General features: G+C 66.7%; 15 protein-coding genes and 2 pseudogenes. 13 read left to right on the top strand and 4 right to left on the bottom strand.

Annotated elements, in window-relative coordinates; genetic code table 11:
* From J2X09_RS26430 to J2X09_RS26380, 11 genes and pseudogenes are all read left to right on the top strand, one after another.
* Positions 1-234 (top strand): annotated as a pseudogene (locus J2X09_RS26430) (P-type conjugative transfer ATPase TrbB); the annotation flags it as partial.
* A complete protein-coding gene (locus J2X09_RS26425) occupies positions 231-617 on the top strand; it encodes a TrbC/VirB2 family type IV secretion system protein (RefSeq protein ID WP_023123306.1) in 387 nt (128 codons plus the stop codon). The pseudogene J2X09_RS26430 and the gene J2X09_RS26425, both read left to right, overlap by 4 nt.
* A complete protein-coding gene (locus J2X09_RS26420; RefSeq protein ID WP_023123305.1) occupies positions 614-886 on the top strand; it encodes a VirB3 family type IV secretion system protein in 273 nt (90 codons plus the stop codon). The genes J2X09_RS26425 and J2X09_RS26420 overlap by 4 nt, the downstream gene beginning before the upstream one ends.
* A gap of 12 nt (positions 887-898) precedes the next feature.
* Complete coding sequence (trbE, locus tag J2X09_RS26415; protein WP_023123304.1) at positions 899-3,358, top strand: conjugal transfer protein TrbE; 2,460 nt, start codon at positions 899-901, stop codon at positions 3,356-3,358.
* The gene (gene trbJ / locus J2X09_RS26410) at positions 3,355-4,110 is read left to right on the top strand and encodes a P-type conjugative transfer protein TrbJ (protein ID WP_023123303.1); all 756 of its coding nucleotides are present in this window, start codon (positions 3,355-3,357) and stop codon (positions 4,108-4,110) included. Before trbE ends, trbJ begins: the two co-directional genes overlap by 4 nt.
* 11 nt (positions 4,111-4,121) lie before the next feature.
* Complete coding sequence (locus J2X09_RS26405) at positions 4,122-4,436, top strand: hypothetical protein (RefSeq protein ID WP_023123302.1); 315 nt, start codon at positions 4,122-4,124, stop codon at positions 4,434-4,436.
* Positions 4,433-5,785: a P-type conjugative transfer protein TrbL gene (gene trbL, locus J2X09_RS26400; RefSeq protein WP_023123301.1), complete on the top strand. Its 1,353-nt coding sequence runs from the start codon at positions 4,433-4,435 to the stop codon at positions 5,783-5,785. The genes J2X09_RS26405 and trbL overlap by 4 nt, the downstream gene beginning before the upstream one ends.
* 11 nt (positions 5,786-5,796) lie before the next feature.
* On the top strand, positions 5,797-6,501 hold the full coding sequence (gene trbF / locus J2X09_RS26395) for a conjugal transfer protein TrbF (protein WP_020230340.1): 705 nt from the start codon (positions 5,797-5,799) through the stop codon (positions 6,499-6,501).
* Entirely contained in the window at positions 6,498-7,502 is a 1,005-nt protein-coding gene (gene trbG / locus J2X09_RS26390; RefSeq protein ID WP_023123300.1) for a P-type conjugative transfer protein TrbG, read from the top strand. The genes trbF and trbG overlap by 4 nt, the downstream gene beginning before the upstream one ends.
* A 2-nt stretch (positions 7,503-7,504) precedes the next feature.
* A complete protein-coding gene (locus tag J2X09_RS26385; protein ID WP_023123299.1) occupies positions 7,505-8,776 on the top strand; it encodes a TraB/TrbI/VirB10 family type IV secretion system protein in 1,272 nt (423 codons plus the stop codon).
* On the top strand, positions 8,773-9,018 hold the full coding sequence (locus tag J2X09_RS26380; RefSeq protein WP_023123298.1) for a DUF2274 domain-containing protein: 246 nt from the start codon (positions 8,773-8,775) through the stop codon (positions 9,016-9,018). Before J2X09_RS26385 ends, J2X09_RS26380 begins: the two co-directional genes overlap by 4 nt.
* A 277-nt stretch (positions 9,019-9,295) precedes the next feature.
* On the opposite strand, the gene rsmA is transcribed toward J2X09_RS26380, so the two are convergent.
* The 3 genes from rsmA to J2X09_RS26365 are packed head-to-tail and all read right to left on the bottom strand — an operon-like array spanning position 9,296 to position 13,950.
* Positions 9,296-10,060, bottom strand: coding sequence for a 16S rRNA (adenine(1518)-N(6)/adenine(1519)-N(6))-dimethyltransferase RsmA (gene rsmA / locus J2X09_RS26375; RefSeq protein WP_204735697.1), 765 nt, complete (start codon positions 10,058-10,060; stop codon positions 9,296-9,298).
* A 34-nt stretch (positions 10,061-10,094) separates the two neighbouring features.
* Complete coding sequence (locus J2X09_RS26370; RefSeq protein WP_204735696.1) at positions 10,095-11,483, bottom strand: peptidylprolyl isomerase; 1,389 nt, start codon at positions 11,481-11,483, stop codon at positions 10,095-10,097.
* Complete coding sequence (locus J2X09_RS26365; protein WP_310309861.1) at positions 11,476-13,950, bottom strand: LPS-assembly protein LptD; 2,475 nt, start codon at positions 13,948-13,950, stop codon at positions 11,476-11,478. The genes J2X09_RS26370 and J2X09_RS26365 overlap by 8 nt, the downstream gene beginning before the upstream one ends.
* A 139-nt stretch (positions 13,951-14,089) precedes the next feature.
* Here J2X09_RS26365 and J2X09_RS26360 point away from each other — a divergent pair, with 139 nt between their 5' ends.
* On the top strand, positions 14,090-15,187 hold the full coding sequence (locus tag J2X09_RS26360; RefSeq protein WP_310309859.1) for an aminoglycoside phosphotransferase family protein: 1,098 nt from the start codon (positions 14,090-14,092) through the stop codon (positions 15,185-15,187).
* Between the two features lie 2 nt (positions 15,188-15,189).
* Positions 15,190-15,918 carry a 16S rRNA (uracil(1498)-N(3))-methyltransferase gene (locus tag J2X09_RS26355; protein WP_204735695.1) on the top strand — a complete coding sequence of 243 codons (729 nt, stop codon included), beginning with the start codon at positions 15,190-15,192 and terminating at the stop codon, positions 15,916-15,918.
* An 8-nt stretch (positions 15,919-15,926) separates the two neighbouring features.
* On the opposite strand, the pseudogene J2X09_RS26350 reads toward J2X09_RS26355, so the two are convergent.
* Positions 15,927-16,117 (bottom strand): annotated as a pseudogene (locus tag J2X09_RS26350) (methyl-accepting chemotaxis protein); the annotation flags it as partial.

The following is a 16,117-nucleotide window of genomic DNA, read 5'->3' as shown; positions in this document are numbered from 1 at the left end:
GTGAACCCGCCCCGTGCGCTGATCGCGGAAGCGGTCAACGTGGTCATCCACATCGCCGGGCGCGGACGCAAGCGCCGTATCGAGAGCATCGCCCGCGTCATCGGCTTCGATGGCGTGGGCTACCGACTGGCGGATGCGATGGAAACACCGTTTCCCGAGCTGCCGCCACTTCCCGATGCCGCATCCGCTGCGGCGACTTCCCCATCCCTCGACCTTTCTGGAGAACTGCCATGACGCACGTTGATGCTTTCCGTATTTCTGTAAATCCGCTTCCCCGTCGTTCCAGCCCCGCACGGTTGGATGGTCTGGCTCGCCCGGCCATGCAAGGCTTGATGCTCGCTGCCTTCATGCTGCTGCTTGCGGGCACTGCGCAAGCCGCCGGCTCCTCGATGCCCTGGGAAGGCCCGCTGCAATCCATCTTGGAATCCATCCAGGGGCCGGTGGCGCGTATCGTCGCGGTCATCATCATCATCGCCACGGGCCTCGCGCTCGCTTTCGGCGACACGTCGGGCGGCTTTCGCAAGCTGATCCAGATCGTCTTCGGTCTGTCCATCGCCTTCGCGGCTTCGAGCTTCTTCCTGTCGTTCTTCAGCTTCTCGGGCGGGGCCGTCGTATGAGTGCCCCGGACGCCTTCGCGGCCGGGTTCGAGGTGCCGCTGCATCGCTCGCTCACCGAGCCGATCTTGCTGGGCGGTGCCCCGCGCACCGTGGCGATCGCCAACGGCACCTTGGCCGCCGCCGTCGGGCTGGGCCTGCAACTGTGGATTCCCGGTGTCGTGCTTTGGATCGTCGGCCATTCGCTGGCGATGTGGGGCGCGCGCGTCGATCCGCAGTTCATGGCCGTGTTCGCGCGGCACATCAAGCACCGCCCGCTGCTGGACGTGTGAGGGGACGCCGCCATGCTGAACCTTGCCGAATACCGCCAGCGGCCCGCACTGCTTGCCGACTGGCTTCCTTGGGCCGGGCTGGTCGCGCCGGGCGTCGTCTTGAACAAGGACGGCAGTTTCCAGCGCACGGCGCGCTTTCGTGGCCCCGACCTCGACAGTGCGACGCAAGGCGAGCTGATCGCCACATCGGCGCGCTTGAACAACGCGCTGCGCCGCCTGGGTTCGGGCTGGGCGCTGTTCATCGAAGCCGAGCGCCGGTCTGCCGCCGACTACCCGCACTCCGATTTCCCCGAACCGCTGTCCTGGCTGGTCGATGAAGAACGCCGCGCCGCCTTCGAGGATTCGGGCAACCACTTCGAGAGCGGCTATCACCTGACGCTGGCCTACCTGCCGTCCGAGGAATCCCGCGCCCGCGCCGCGGGCCTGCTGTATGAAAACTGGCCGACCGAAGGCGTGGATTGGCGCGAACGGCTGCACGCCTTCGTCGCTGAAACGGATCGCATCTTCGACCTGCTCGATGGCGTGATGCCGGAAATCGCCTGGCTCGATGACAGCCAGACGTTGACCTATCTGCACGCGACCGTCTCGACGCGACGCTACCGCGTCGGCGTTCCCGAAGTGCCGTTCCACATCGACGCGCTACTGACCGACTCCGCGCTGGTCGGCGGCCTGGCGCCGATGCTGGGCGACCAGCACCTGCGCGTGGTGTCGGTGCGGGGCTTCCCGACCTCGACCTGGCCGGGGATTCTGGACGACCTCAACCGCCTCGGCTTTGCGTATCGTTGGAGTACGCGCTTTCTGTGCCTGGACAAAGCCGAGGCGGAAAAAGAACTCGCCCGCCTGCGCCGCCAGTGGTTTGCGAAAAGGAAGAACGTCATCGCGCTGCTGCGCGAGACGATCTTCCAGCAGGAAAGCCCGCTGGTCGATACCGACGCCAACAACAAGGCCGCAGATGCCGACGTTGCCTTGCAGGAGCTGGGCAGCGATCAAGTCGCCTTCGGCTACCTGACAGCGACCGTCACCGTCATGGACGCGGACGCCGCCGTAGCTGACGAGAAGCTGCGCATGGTGGAGCGCGTCATCCAGGGCCGGGGCTTCGTCACCATCCCCGAAACGCTCAACGCCGTGGATGCGTGGCTTTCGTCCATTCCGGGCAACGCATACGCCAATGTCCGTCAGCCCATCGTCTCGACGCTGAACCTGGCGCACCTGATGCCGGTGTCGGCGGTTTGGGCCGGCCAGGAACGCAATGCGCATCTCGATGGGCCGCCGCTGATCGTCACGCGCACAGACGGCGCCACGCCGTTCCGGCTGGTGACGCACATCGGCGACGTGGGCAACACGTTGGTGGTTGGCCCCATCGGCATGGGCAAGTCGGTGCTGCTGGCGACGATGGCGATGCAGTTCCGCCGCTATTGCGGCTCGCGCATCTTCGCCTTCGACATGGGGCGCTCGATCCGCGCGGCCATCCTGGGCATGGGCGGCGAACACTACGACCTGGGCGCGGATGACGAGATCGCCTTCCAGCCGCTGGCGCGCATCGACCGCGAGGGCTACCGCACCTGGGCCAGCGAATGGGTGGAAGGCCGCCTGCTGCACGAAGGTGCGGCCGTCGGCCCGGACGAGAAGGCGGCCATCTGGTCTGCGCTGGGGAGCCTGGCCAGCGCGCCGGTGGAACAGCGCACGCTCACGGGCCTGACGGCCTTGCTGCAATCGAACACCTTGCGCCAGGCACTCGCGCCCTACGTCCTGGGCGGCGCGCACGGCAGGCTGCTGGATGCCGACCACGACCGCCTTGGCACGGCCGACGTGCAGGCGTTCGAGATGGAGGAGCTGATGCACAGCAAGGCCGCTGTGCTCGCGGTGCTGCGCTATCTGTTCGCGCGCTTCGAGGAGCGGCTGGATGGTGCGCCCACCTTGCTGATCCTTGATGAAGCGTGGCTGTTCCTCGATGACCCGGTATTCGCGGCGCGCATCCGCCAGTGGCTCAAGACGCTGCGCAAGAAGAACGTCAGCGTCATCTTCGCCACGCAGTCGCTCGCGGACGTGAAGGACTCGGCCATCGCACCTGCAATCATCGAAAGCTGCGCGAGTCGGATTTTCTTGCCGAACCCGCAAGCGACCGAACCGCAGATTCGCACGATCTACGAGGGCTTCGGCCTCAACAGCCGGCAGATCGAGATCGTCGCCACCGCGCAGCCCAAGCGCGACTACTACTACCAATCCCGCCTCGGCAACCGCGTGTTCGACCTCGACCTGGGGCCGGCGACGCTGGCCTTCGCGGGCGCTTCCACGCCGCAAGACCAGCGCGACATAGACCGTGTGCTGCTGGATGCCGGTGTGCCCGGCTTCGCGGGCGCCTGGCTGCGCCATCGCGGCCTCGATTGGGCGGCTGACCTGCTGCCCTCGTTCCCCGGCCTCGCGCCGGGTTCCCTCCGTACCGCTGACCACCCCCAGGAGAACCTGCTATGAAAACCCATGCCTCGAAACTCGCCGCGCTGACCGCCGCCTGCGTGCTCGCCTTCGGCATCGCACAGCCTGCGCACGCGCTGTTCGGCGTCGGCGACATCGTGCTCGACCCGACCAATCTGGTGCAGAACACGCTCACGGCGGTTCGCACACTGGAGCAGATCAACAACCAGATCCGCCAGCTCCAGAACGAAGCGCAAATGCTCATCAACCAGGCGCGCAATCTGGCCAGCCTGCCGTCCAGCGTGGTCGGCCAGTTGCGCGCGAACCTGGCGACCACCCAGCGACTGATCGCGCAGGCCAAGGGCTTGGCCTACGACGTGACAAGCATCGACCGCGAGTTCGCGCGTCTGTACCCCGAGAAGTACGCCGCCACGGTGAGCGGCAATCAGATGTACCTCGATGCACAGGAGCGTTGGAAGAACACGCTCAACGGCCTGCAGACCACCATGCAGATGCAGGCCCAGGCATCGCAGAACCTGAGCGACGACGAAAGCGTGCTGGCCGACCTCGTGGGCAAGAGCCAGTCGGCCGAGGGCGCGCTGCAAGCGATGCAGGCCATGAACCAGTTGCTGGCCTTGCAGGCCAAGCAGTCGATCCAGACGCAGCGGCTCCAGATCACGCAAGACCGCGCGGCCTCGCTGGAACTGGCGCGGCAGGCGGCGGCCACGGAGCGCGGGCGCGAGGTGACGCGCCGCTTCCTGGGCACTGGCACGCCGTACACGCCGCAGCCCGTCAATTTCTACAACCGCTGATGGAGGCCGCCATGCAACGCACGCCCGTCGTGTTCGCTTTCGCCGTTCATGCGCTTGTGCTGGCCGGCTGTGACCGGCCGCAGCAGGTGCAGGTGAATGCGCTCGCCGCCGACCCGGCCCGGCTGCACGCGCTGCGCGCGCAGTGCAGCACGGGCGCGCACGACGGCGCGTTTTGCGCGCAGGTGGCCCAGGCCGACCTGCGGCGCTTTCTTTCCGGCCAGGCCGAGCCGGGCGAGTACCAAACGCTCGCCGACCTGCCGCCGATTCCGCCCAGCTTCGATGAACCCGCCGATGCCGATACGCCTGGGCAGGAGGACTCGCCATGAACGACGTAACGATCATCGACCGCTTCCTCGACACCTTCTCGCGCTACATCGACTCGGGCTTTGGCCTGTTGCACGGCGAAGTGGCGTTTCTGACCGCCACGCTGATCGCCATCGACATGACGCTCGCCGGGCTGTTCTGGGCGATGAGCCACGCCACCGGCCAGGGTGAGGACGTGATCGCCAAGCTGATCCGCAAGGTGCTGTACGTCGGCGCCTTCGCCTACATCATCGGCAACTTCAACTGGCTGGCCGGCATCGTGTTCCGCTCCTTCGCTGGCCTGGGCCTGACGGCCAGCGGCTCGACCCTGAGCATGGAGAACTTCCTGCAACCGGGCCGGCTGGCGAAGGTCGGCATCGACGCCGGGGCGCCGATCCTGAAGCAGATCGGCGATATGGCGGGCTTTCCCGAGGTGTTCGTGAACATCACGCCCATCGTCGTGATGTTCCTCGCGTGGCTGATCGTCCTGCTGTGCTTCTTCGTGCTCGCGATCCAGCTTTTCATCACGCTCATCGAGTTCAAGCTGACCACGCTCGCGGGCTTCGTGCTCGTGCCGTTCGCACTCTGGAACAAGACCGCGTTCCTCGCCGAGAAGGTACTGGGCAACGTGGTGTCGTCGGGCATCAAGGTGCTGGTGCTCGCGGTCATCGTGGGCATCGGCTCCGGGCTGTTCGCCGAGTTTCAAGTACAGCCGGCCGAGCCATCCATCGACCACTCCGTGGTCGTGATGCTGGCCTCGCTGACGCTGTTGGCCTTGGGCATCTTCGGGCCGGGCATTGCGACCGGGCTGGTGTCCGGCGGGCCGCAGCTCGGCGCGGGTGCGATGGCCGGTGCCGCGCTGGGCGCGGCCGGTGCTGCTGTCGCCGTGGGCGCTGCGGCCACGGGCGTCGGTAGTGCGGTAGCTGCCGGGGCGCGTATGGCGCCCGCCGCAGCCAAGCTGGCGGGCAGCGGAGCGCGGGCCGCCACCGGAGCCGCCAGCAGCGCCCGGTCAGCGTTTCAGGCAGGTTCTGCATCCGCCGGCGGCGGCCCCAAGGGCGCTGCCGCTGGCGTGGGCAATGTCGCCAAGACTGGCGCGCAGGCGGTCGGGCAGAAGGTGGCCGAGGGCGCACGCTCGATGAAAGAGCGTGTCGCCGCTGCCTTCCGGCCCGACGACACCGGATCGGCGTCGGGGGCCGGGGCCGCGCAGGCGGCAAACGAGCCAACCCCATCCACTGCGCAGCCTGCCTGGGCCAAGCGCCTGCATCGCAGGCAGCAGCTCACCCATGCCGCGACGACCGCCGCCCACACGCTGCGCGGTGGCGACGGTGGCAGCTCCAGCCAAGGCCCGACCTTGCGCGATTCCGATTCATAAGGAGAACTCCCATGCGATTCAAACGACCGCAGGTGCGCTACGCCGATACGCCGCAGCCTGCTACCCCGTACCAATCCGCCGCCCAGGTCTGGGACGAGCGCATCGGCTCGGCCCGCGTGCAGGCGAAGAACTGGCGCTTCATGGCCTTTGGCTGCCTCACCTTGGCCGCGCTGATGGCGGGCGGGCTGGTCTGGCGCTCGGCGCAGTCCATCGTCACGCCCTACGTCATCGAGGTGGACAACGCGGGCCAGGTGCGCGCCGTCGGCGAAGCCGCCACGCCCTACAAGCCCAGCGATGCGCAGATCGCCTACCACCTGGGCCGCTTCATCGGCTTGGTGCGCTCGCTGTCCATCGACCCCATCGTGGTGCGGCAGAACTGGCTCGATGCCTACGACTACACGACCGACAAAGGCGCGGTCGTGCTCAACGAGTACGCCCGCACGAATGACCCGTTCGCGCGCATCGGCAAGGAGTCAGTGACGGTGCAGGTGTCCAGTGTGACCCGCGCCAGCGACACGTCGTTCAACGTGCGCTGGACGGAGACGCGCTTTGTGAACGGCGCGCTGGATCGCACCGAACGCTGGAACGCGGTGGTTTCCACGGTGCTGCAAACCCCGCGTACCGAGCAGCGCCTGCGCAAGAACCCCTTGGGCATCTACGTCAACGGCCTGTCGTGGAGCCGCGAACTGGAAGGAAACGAAGGAGCAAAACCATGAATGATCTTTTCCGTAAATCCGCCTTGCCGGTGATGCTTCTGGCTTCGACCGTGCTGTTCTCTGGCTGCGCCACGCAGGGCAAGCCGCCGCCGTCCATCTCGCTCGATGAACCGGTGCAGGCCCAGCCGCTGCCGGAGCCGCCTGCGCCTGTGGAGGTGGTGGCCGTGCCGCAGGTACTGCCGATGCCGGCACAGATGAAACCTGTGCCGGATGCCAAGCCCACGCCGGAACCCGCTGATGAAACCGTGCGCGTGTCCCGCGCCAACGCCGAGGCGCGCATCGCGCCCACACGCGAAGGCTACGTCAACGCGATTCAGGTGTGGCCTTTCACCGATGGCGCGCTGTACCAGGTCTATGCAGCCGTGGGCCGCGTGACCGTGATCGCGCTCCAGCCGGGCGAGGAGCTGATGACGGTGGCCGCGGGCGATACGGTGCGCTGGATCGTCGGGGACACATCGAGCGGTAGCGGCGATGCGCTGCGTGTCAATGTGATGGTCAAGCCCATCCGCTCGGGGCTCAAGACCAACCTCGTCATCACCACCAGCCGCAGGACGTACCTGCTGGAACTGACTTCGACCGAGAAGACGTGGATGGCGTCGGTGTCCTGGGAGTACCCGAAGGACAAGATGCTGGCCTTGCAGCGCCAGGCGCAGGCGGCCAGCGCCGCCGCGCCGGTCGATGCGGGCCTGTCGTTGGAGAAGATCCGATTCCGCTACGCGGTCAGCGGCAGCAATCCGCCGTGGAAGCCGCTGCGCGCCTTCGACGATGGCGAAAAGGTCTACATCCAGTTTCCGCCGGGCATTGCTCAGGGCGAGCTGCCGCCGCTGTTCGTGATCGGCGCGCAAGGCGACGGGCAACTGGTGAACTACCGCTTCCGCGCGCCGTACTACATCGTGGATCGCCTGTTCGGTGCGGCCGAGCTGCGCCTGGGAGGGGACAAGGGCGACGTGGTGCGGATCGAACGCACAGATGGCGTTTCCGGTGGAACGCGGAGGAAGTGACCATGAGCCAGGACGATACCCCCGACCTTGCCGCGCCACAGGCGGGCAAGGTAGCGCCCGAAGCGGTGGCGCTGCGCGCCCAGCCGCGCCCGGTCACGCGCCTGAATCGGCGCACGCTGGCCATCCTTGTCGGCGGCCTATCGGTCGCCGTGCTCGGCGCCACGATCTGGTCGTTGCAGCCGCATCGGCGCAGTCCTGCCGAGCAGACCGATTTGTACAACGTGGATCGCGTCTCGAAGTCCGAAGGGCTGGACGGCCTGCCTTCGGACTATTCCAAGCTGCCGGCCAAGGTGCCGGAGCTGGGGCCACCGCTGCCGGGTGATCTCGGCCCGGCCATTGTGAAGTCGCAGCAGCCGGTGACGCAGACATATGCGCCACCGGGCCACGACCCGGAGGATGCGAGGCGCAAAGAGGCCGATGCCGCGGCGGCTTCGACGGTGTTCTTCCGCTCGGGCAGCCAGGGCAAGGCCACCGCGCCGGTCACGGCGCAAGCCGCTGCGGCTGCGCCTGGCAGTGCCTTGGCCGGCTTCGACCCGCTGGCCGCCGGGCCGGCCTCGACGGCGGCCCAGCCATCCGACCCGACCACCGTGCAGAACCGGCAAGACCAGAAAAAGGCGTTCCTGAAAGGAGGCTCTACAGAAACCCGTAATTCCGGCAATCTGCAAATGCCATCCTCGCCGTATCAGGTCATGGCCGGAACGGTGATCGCCGGAGCATTGGTGACGGGTATCAAGTCGGATTTGCCGGGCGACGTGATCGCCACGGTGACGGAGCCGATCTATGACACGGCCACAGGCAAGTTCCTGCTGATCCCGCAGGGATCGCGCATCCTCGGCAAATACAACAGCCAGGTTAGCTATGGACAGAGCCGCGTGCAGGTGGTGTGGAACCGCGTCATCCTGCCGGACACGTCATCGCTGAAGCTCGACAACCTTGCGGGCACCGATCCTGCTGGCTATGCCGGCCTGGAGGATGGGGTCGATTGGCATTGGGATCGCGTCTTCGCGGGTGCGGCGCTGACGACCCTGCTTGGCGTCGGTGCCGAGCTGGCCGCGCCGGAAAACCGGCAGGATGGCAACCGCATCGTGATTGCCGGGCGCGACAGCGCGCAGGACAGCATCAACCAGGTCGGCCAGGAGATGACCCGGCGCAACATGAATATCCAGCCGACGCTGACCGAGCGGCCGGGCTTGCCTGTGCGGATCATCGTCAACCGCGATCTGGTGTTGCGGCCGTACCAGCCGATGTTCTTCCAAAGGGGGGCCATGCAATGAGCACGGCCAAGAAACTGCGGCTGGGGCCACTGCCCAAGACCGAAAGCACGAAGCTCACGTTCTCGTGTCCGGCCAGCCTCAAGGCTGACCTCGACCGCTACGCCGCGCTGCACGCGCAGGCGTATGGCGAGGCGGTCGATGCTACGACGCTGATCCCGCATATGTTGGAGGCGTTCATGGCCGGCGACCGGGGATTCAGGAAGGGAGGCGGGAGCAAGGCTGCACTCCCGAAGTCAGGTTGACGATGCGGACGCATCCGCCATCCGCTCACCAAGAAAGCGCAGCCTACTGGCTGCGCTTTCGCTTTTGCGGAGCCTTTTGGGAGGGCAGGACTATGATGACTGACCCGACCTTGCCTGCTGCGGTGCCCTTGCGTTTACCACCGCGAAGCGCCTATGCGGCACCTAGCTCGAAAAGCAGCAAGAGCACACAACGGCTGGAATCTAGCCTAACCTATTACCCCATAAGACCTTTTGTCCCGCTGCATGTCTGCATGAAAGACTTGACAGCGGACATTTTTCATGCCTGAGTGGCCTGCGCAAGGGCAACGTATTCGCTCACAGGCACTTCCTCAGCCCGGCGCTGCAAGTCAAAGTTGCTCTCGTGGCCGCGTTCTTCCAGCCAGCGGCCCAGGGTGTTGCGGAGGATTTTGCGGCGCTGACTGAAGGCGACCTGCACGAGCGCGCCGTAGTGCGCCACATCGACGGCCGGTGGCGACACCAGTGGCACCATGCGCACGATCGCACTGTCCACCCGTGGAGGTGGGTCGAAGCTCTCCGGCGGCACGAAGAGCACGTTTTCCATGGCATAGCGCCACTGCAGCATCACCGAGAGGCGACCGTAGTCCGCCGTGGCCGGCTGCGCCACCATGCGGTCGATCACTTCCTTCTGCAGCATGAAGTGCTGGTCACGGACCACGGCGACGTGATCAAGCAGGTGAAAAAGAATGGGCGTGGAAATGTTGTAGGGCAGATTGCCCACCACGCGCAGCCCGGTGGCGCCCAGCCGTTGTGCCAGCGCTGTGAAGTCCACACGCAGCACGTCCGATTCGATCACGTCGAGCTGCCCGTGGGCGCGCAGTCGCACGGCCAGGTCACGGTCGAGCTCGATCACGGTGAGTCGGCCCAGGCGCTCCACCAGAGGCTGCGTGAGCGCGGCCAGGCCAGGGCCGATCTCGACCATGGGATCGCCAGACGCGGGCCCGATGGACCCAACGATGGCATCGATGACGGCGGTGTCGGTCAGGAAGTGCTGTCCGAACCGCTTGCGGGCGATGTGCTTCATGCGTGAGGCTGTGTCACACCGCCCTGCTCATTGATCACGGTTGCGGCGGATCGCGGTATTCGACGAATGCGCGCGCTCGTGTGTCCTGTGCCCAGACACGCAGCGCATCCTCGATCTTCTTCTCGCGCGCGAGCCCGCGCACCATTTCCCGTTGCTCGCGTTGCGACAGGGACTGTTGCCGACGCTCGTCGACACGGATGAGATGCACGCCAAAGCGGGACACCAGCGGGGCGGACATTTCCCCCGGACGCAGGGCGTTCATGGCCTGTTCGAACTCCGGCACGAACATGCCCGGATTGGCCCAGCCGAGGTCGCCGCCCTGGCTGGCGGAGCCGTCCTGGCTGTGTTCGCGTGCCAGGGCCGCGAAGTTGGCGCTGCCGTCGAGTATCTGCTGCCGGTAGGCAGCAAGTCGTGACACCGCTTCGGACTGGCTGAGCTGCGCCCCCGGGCGCAGCAGGATGTGGCGTGCCCGCGTCTGCGTGACGGTAGCGTCCGGCATCCCAGCCTGCCGCTTCTCCAGCACCTTGAGCACATGGAACCCGGCAGGGCTGCGCAGCGGGCCGGCCACACCGCCCGTGTTGAGGGATCGCGTGGCGTCCACGAACAGGGTCGGCAGGCGACTGGCAGAGCGCATGCCGAACACGCCGCCGTTGGTGCGCTCGGGCGCGTCGGAGAACTCGCGCGCCAGTTCCGCGAAGTCGGCGCCACTGCGCGCGCGGTCGGCCACGCCCTGCGCACGCACCTGCAGTTCCTGAACGCGTTCGGGAGTGGCACCTTCCGGCACCATCACCAGCACATGGGCCAGGTTCATCTCGAGGCTGGCGAGGTCGTTGTTCCCCTGTCGCTCGCGGATGAAATCGTCGACATCGGCGTCCGTCACGCGCACGCGGGAGTCGACCTGGCGCTCCCGAACGCGCTGCAGCAGGATCTGGTTGCGCAGGTCGTTGCGGAAGCGGTTGATATCGATGCCCTCGGCTGCGAGGCGGCGAGAGAGTTCGGCTGGCGTGAGCTGGTTCTGGGCCGCAATGGACTGCTCGGCCTGCGTGACGGCGGCGGCATCCACCGTGATGCCCAGTTCGGTCGCCTGCTGCGCCTGGGCGCGTTCGTTGATGATCTGCTCGAGCACCTCACGCACCAGAACGTCACGGGCAGGCATCGCGCTGCCCTCCTGCGCGATCTGCTGTTCCACGCGCAACAGGCGCTGGCGCACCTCGTTGTTGGTGACAGGTTCGGAATTGACCAGGGCAACGATGAAGTCCGCGGTTCTTTGCTGTCCGGGTGCGGCAGCCGGCGTGTTGCCACGCGGCTGGCCCAGGTCGTTCGAGAGCCGCAGGCCTTGCGCCTGGGCCGCGCCCGTCCACAGCAGGGACGCACACAGCAGCCAGATGAGCCGACGGGGAAAGGCGGTAAAGCGATCAGTCATATTGTTGGAACCGGCTGGGCGGGTTGATTTCTTCGCGCAGGTACTGGTAGCGCGGAATGTTTTCCTTCAGCGTCTTCAAGGGGTTCGAGCCAAGGCGCGAGAAACCGCTGAACTCCAGCTGGAACAGGATACGCTGGTTTGCGGTGGAGGCACTGCGTTGCAGGCGCTCGAACACGACGCGCCCGATCCAGCAGCCGGCATCGTACTCAAAGCCTGCCACCAGATCGACGATCTTGCGATCGGGCACGCTGTAGTTGATGCGCCCCACGCTGAACCATTGGCCTGCGCCGAGACCGCGTCCCGGCACCGTGGCAGTCGCAGGCGCCTGCCACAGGTCATTGAGGGGCCATTGCCACCCCAGTTCGTATTGCTCGCTGGAGCCGCGCTGCAGGCGGTAGGCAGCGCTGAGCACCCGGTAGCGGCTGGGCATGTAGCGCACGCCCAGCGTGGTGCGCACGGACTCGCCGGCACCGGGGCTGTACTGGAAGTTCGTGTCGAAGGTCCAGCGCGGGTCCCACTGCAGGCGCGTGGCGAGCAGGATGTCGCTCAGGTGTTCGGTCACCGGTGCACCGCCGGCCTGCCCGGCGGCGTTGGGCAGGAAGACGTTCTGGTCCCTGATCAGGTAGCGCTGCGCCAGACCCACACGCACGATCTCCGCGCCCGTCTCGGGGTCAAGCAGGCGCGAACTCGCCCCCACGGTCAGTGCACGGGTGTCGGAGATGCGGTCATTCCCTCCGAACACGTTCTCCGAAAAAATGGTCGCGAAGTTAAAGTCGTTGGCGGCCGAATCGTAGTTGGGCAGCAGGCTCTGGTCGCGGTAGGGGGTCCAGGTGAAGAAGGCGCGTGGCTCCAGAGTCTGCACAAAGTTGCGGCCGAAGTAGCTGGCCTCACGCTCAAAGATGAGACCGCTGTCCAGGCTGACCGTGGGCAACACCCGCGACGCACTGCGCGAGCCGTTGGCGAGCGGGTTGTCGAACTGGTATTGCGTGGCGTGCAACTGCGCGCGAGGCTTGATGAACCAGCCGGGCGACTGCCAGAGGCGCGAGAGTTCCGCAATGGCCAGCGAGCGCGATCCATTGGTCTGCCCGGTGAGCAATGGATTGGACTCGAAACGGGTGTACTCGGTGCTCAGCGTGTAGTTCCAGCCATCCACGCCCGCAATGCGCCCGTCACCACGGCTGTAGCGCAGTGCAATGGATGGCAGGCGATCATAGGGTGGCGTGATCGGAGCCTCGATGTCCTGCAAGGTCTGGTAAGCATAGACACCTGCACTGACCGCCCAGGGGCCTCGGCTCCAGCTGTAGATCGCGTGGCTCGGCAGCAGCCGCTGGGTCAGTGCGCCGAAAGCGCGCGGGAAATCGCGCCAGTAGTTGTCATCGCTCACACGGTTGAAGTCCAGCCGCAGGCCGGCCGACCCTCCAAACCCAAGACCTGTGTCGCTCAGACGTTGATCGTGCTGCATCGAATAACCCCAGCGATCGGCGTCGCGCAGCGGGTCCGATGGCAGGAAAGCCCCACGCACCTGGCCCGAGTAGTTGGGTTGCAGGTAGCGCACCTCGGCACCCAGCTCCAGACCACGCTTGCTCATGACCGTGGGGTAGATCGTGGCGTCGAGGTTGGGCGCGATGTTGAGGTAGTAGGGCAGCGTGAGCTCGAGCCCGTTGACGTTGTCGAGGTTGATCGTCGGCGGCAGCAAGCCCGACTTGCGCTTGTCGGTCAGGGGAAACGTGAAGCGAGGCCAGCCCAGGATCGGCACGCCCTTGAACTCCAGCGCCCCACCGGTGGCGGTGCCGGTTTCGGCGACATTGTCGAACTCGATCTTGGTGGCGCGGACCAACCAGGCGGGCATCCAGTCAGCCCCGGGCGTGCGAGGGCAGGTGGAGTAACGCGCCTGGTGCGCGATGGCGTGGTCCTCGTCGAGGAAGTCCACCCGGCTGGCATCGCCCCGGCCGTCGTTCTTGAGCAGGGAGAACTCGGGTTTTTCGAAGTGACCCTTGAAGGTGTCCACGTTGAGGTGCAACTCGGGTCCTTCGAAGCGATCGCCGCTGCGGTTGATCAGCACGTTGCCGATGGCTTTGGCTTCGCTGTCGCGCTGGTCCAGCTCCAGGTGGTCTGCACGGATCACGGTGTCGTGGCGACGCAGCTCGGCATTGCCTTCGATCCGGGTGATGCTGTCGGTCTGGCCTTCGATGCGATCGCCAGAGATGAAGGTGGGCGCCTGCTGGCGCGCCTCTTCGGGAAGGCTTTCCTGCAGCAGGCGGCTGGGTTTGAGCTGCACGTCGGAGGGCGTTGGCTCGTCGCCATCGCCGGACTGCGCGTGCACGGCGGACGGCGCGATCAGCGCCCCCCAGGCCATCACAGCCAGCAGCACATGCACGGCACGCGCCACGGGCGCCGCCGCGAAAAGCAGGTTGGCGACATCTCCGCGCGGGCGCTCGGCGGACAGCGTATCGGTGCGGCGGTTCAAGGGATGAAGTCGGTGGTCCGGCAGCCAGAGCGGGCCCGGGGGCGGGTCGTCGCCGTGCAGGGGGTTTGTAGAATCAAGGGCGATTATCCACATGCCCGGCCCCCGGGTATGCCGCGCGGCCCGTCACATCCCGACCCCCATGCCCATCAGCCCGTCCCAACCCGCCGTCACCTGGGCCGATCCGGCACGGGAAGCCGCCTTCCATGTCTGGATGCAGGCCCAGGCCACGCGCCTGGGTCTGTTGCCCGGCACCTTGCGTCCTGCCTCGGCCGATGCCAGCTTCCGTCGCTACCTGCGCGTTGACGCCACGGCCGGTGGCAGCCTGATCGTGATGGACGCGCCACCCGCGCAGGAGAACTGCCGGCCCTTCGTCCACGTGGCCGGCCTCATGCGCGACGCCGGGCTGCTGGTCCCGGACATTCTTGCCTGGGACGAGCCGCAGGGTTTCATGCTGCTCAGCGACCTGGGCCACCAGACCATGCTGGACGGCATCGACGCGGCGCAACCGCAGGCCAACCATGCCCGGTACATGCAGGCACTCGACGCCCTGCTGGCCTGGCAACTGTCGTCGCGTCCCGGCGTGCTGCCGCCTTACAACGAAGCCCTGCTGCGGCGCGAACTGCAACTCTTTCCCGACTGGTACCTGCAGCAGCACAAGGGTCTCACGCTCAGCGACGCCCAGGCCCAGACGCTGCAGAACACCTTCGACACCATCGTGGCGCACAACCTTGCGTCGCCCCAGGTCCATGTCCACCGCGACTTCATGCCGCGCAACCTGATGTTGCCGCTGCAACCCGGTGATACACCTGCCCGACAGCTGGGCGTGCTCGATTTCCAGGACGCCGTGCACGGCCCGCTCACCTACGACGTCGCCAGCCTCATGCGCGATGCCTTCCTGAGCTGGGACGAGGACTTCGTGATCGACGTGACGGTGCGTTACTGGGAGAAAGCGCGCGCCGCCGGTCTGCTGGACTTCGAGGACTGGCACAGCGACTTCGGCGCCTTCTACCGGGGCGTGGAGTGGATGGGCCTGCAGCGGCACCTGAAAGTGGCCGGCATTTTCGCGCGGCTGACCCTGCGCGACGGCAAACCCAAGTATCTCGCCGATGCACCCCGCTTCATCGGCTACATCCGCCACACCGCGCATCGCTACCGCGCGCTCGGCCCTTTCCTGAAGATGCTCGACGAGATCGAAGGCCTGCAGGCCGCCTCCGGCTACGCCTTCGGGCGCGTCTGAGCATGCCGCGCTTTTTCTGCCCGGTGCCGCTGAATGAGGGCCAGTCCCTCGCCTTGCCGGGCACGGCGGCACGCCATGTGCAGGTGCTGCGGCTGCAACCGGGGCAGACGATCACACTGTTCAATGGCGAAGGCGGCGAGTGGGAGGCCACGATCACCCGCATGGGCCGCAGCGACGTGGACGTCATGCTCGGCGCACACCATGCCACAGAGCGTGAACCCGACCGTGAGGTGCGCCTCGCCCTGGGCATGCCTGCCAACGAGCGCATGGACTGGCTGGTGGAGAAGGCGGCCGAACTCGGTGTGGCAGGTCTGCAGCCCTTGCACACGGCGCACAGTGTGCTGCGCCTGACCGGCGAGCGCGCCACGAAGAAGCAAGGGCACTGGCAATCGGTCGCGGTCGCGGCATGCGAGCAATGCGGCGGCAACCGCGTGCCCACGGTACACGCGGTGGCCGATTTCGCGGCCTGGTTGAAATCGTTGCCCCCTGCCAACGCGGGTGAACTGCGCTGCCTGCTGTCGCTGACCGAGGGCACACAGCCGCTGGCGCAAACCCTTGCCCTGGCACCCACCGGGGCGTCTGTCCTGTTTCTCAGCGGCCCCGAGGGTGGCCTGAACGCCAACGAAGACGCACAGGCGCGGGCTGCCGGTTTCGCGCCAGTCACGCTCGGGCCTCGCGTGCTGCGCGCCGAGACGGCCGCGCTCGCCGCCCTCGCACTCGCGATCAGCTGAGCACTCGTTCAGCCCGGTGCGAGGCGGAAGACCTGGACGACACCGGCGAAGCGGCGGGCCTGGTCCTTGAGGCTCTCTGCAGCCGCCGCACTCTCCTCCACCAACGCCGCGTTCTGCTGCGTCATCTGGTCCAGCTGCGTCACCGCCACATTCACCTGCCCTATCCCCTCGCTCTGCTCCCCAGCCGCCGCCGTGATCT

The sequence above is a fragment of the Hydrogenophaga laconesensis genome (genome assembly GCF_031457235.1).
GTDB classification, from domain to species: domain Bacteria; phylum Pseudomonadota; class Gammaproteobacteria; order Burkholderiales; family Burkholderiaceae_C; genus Hydrogenophaga; species Hydrogenophaga laconesensis.
This window is presented reverse-complemented; position numbering and strand designations above follow the sequence as displayed.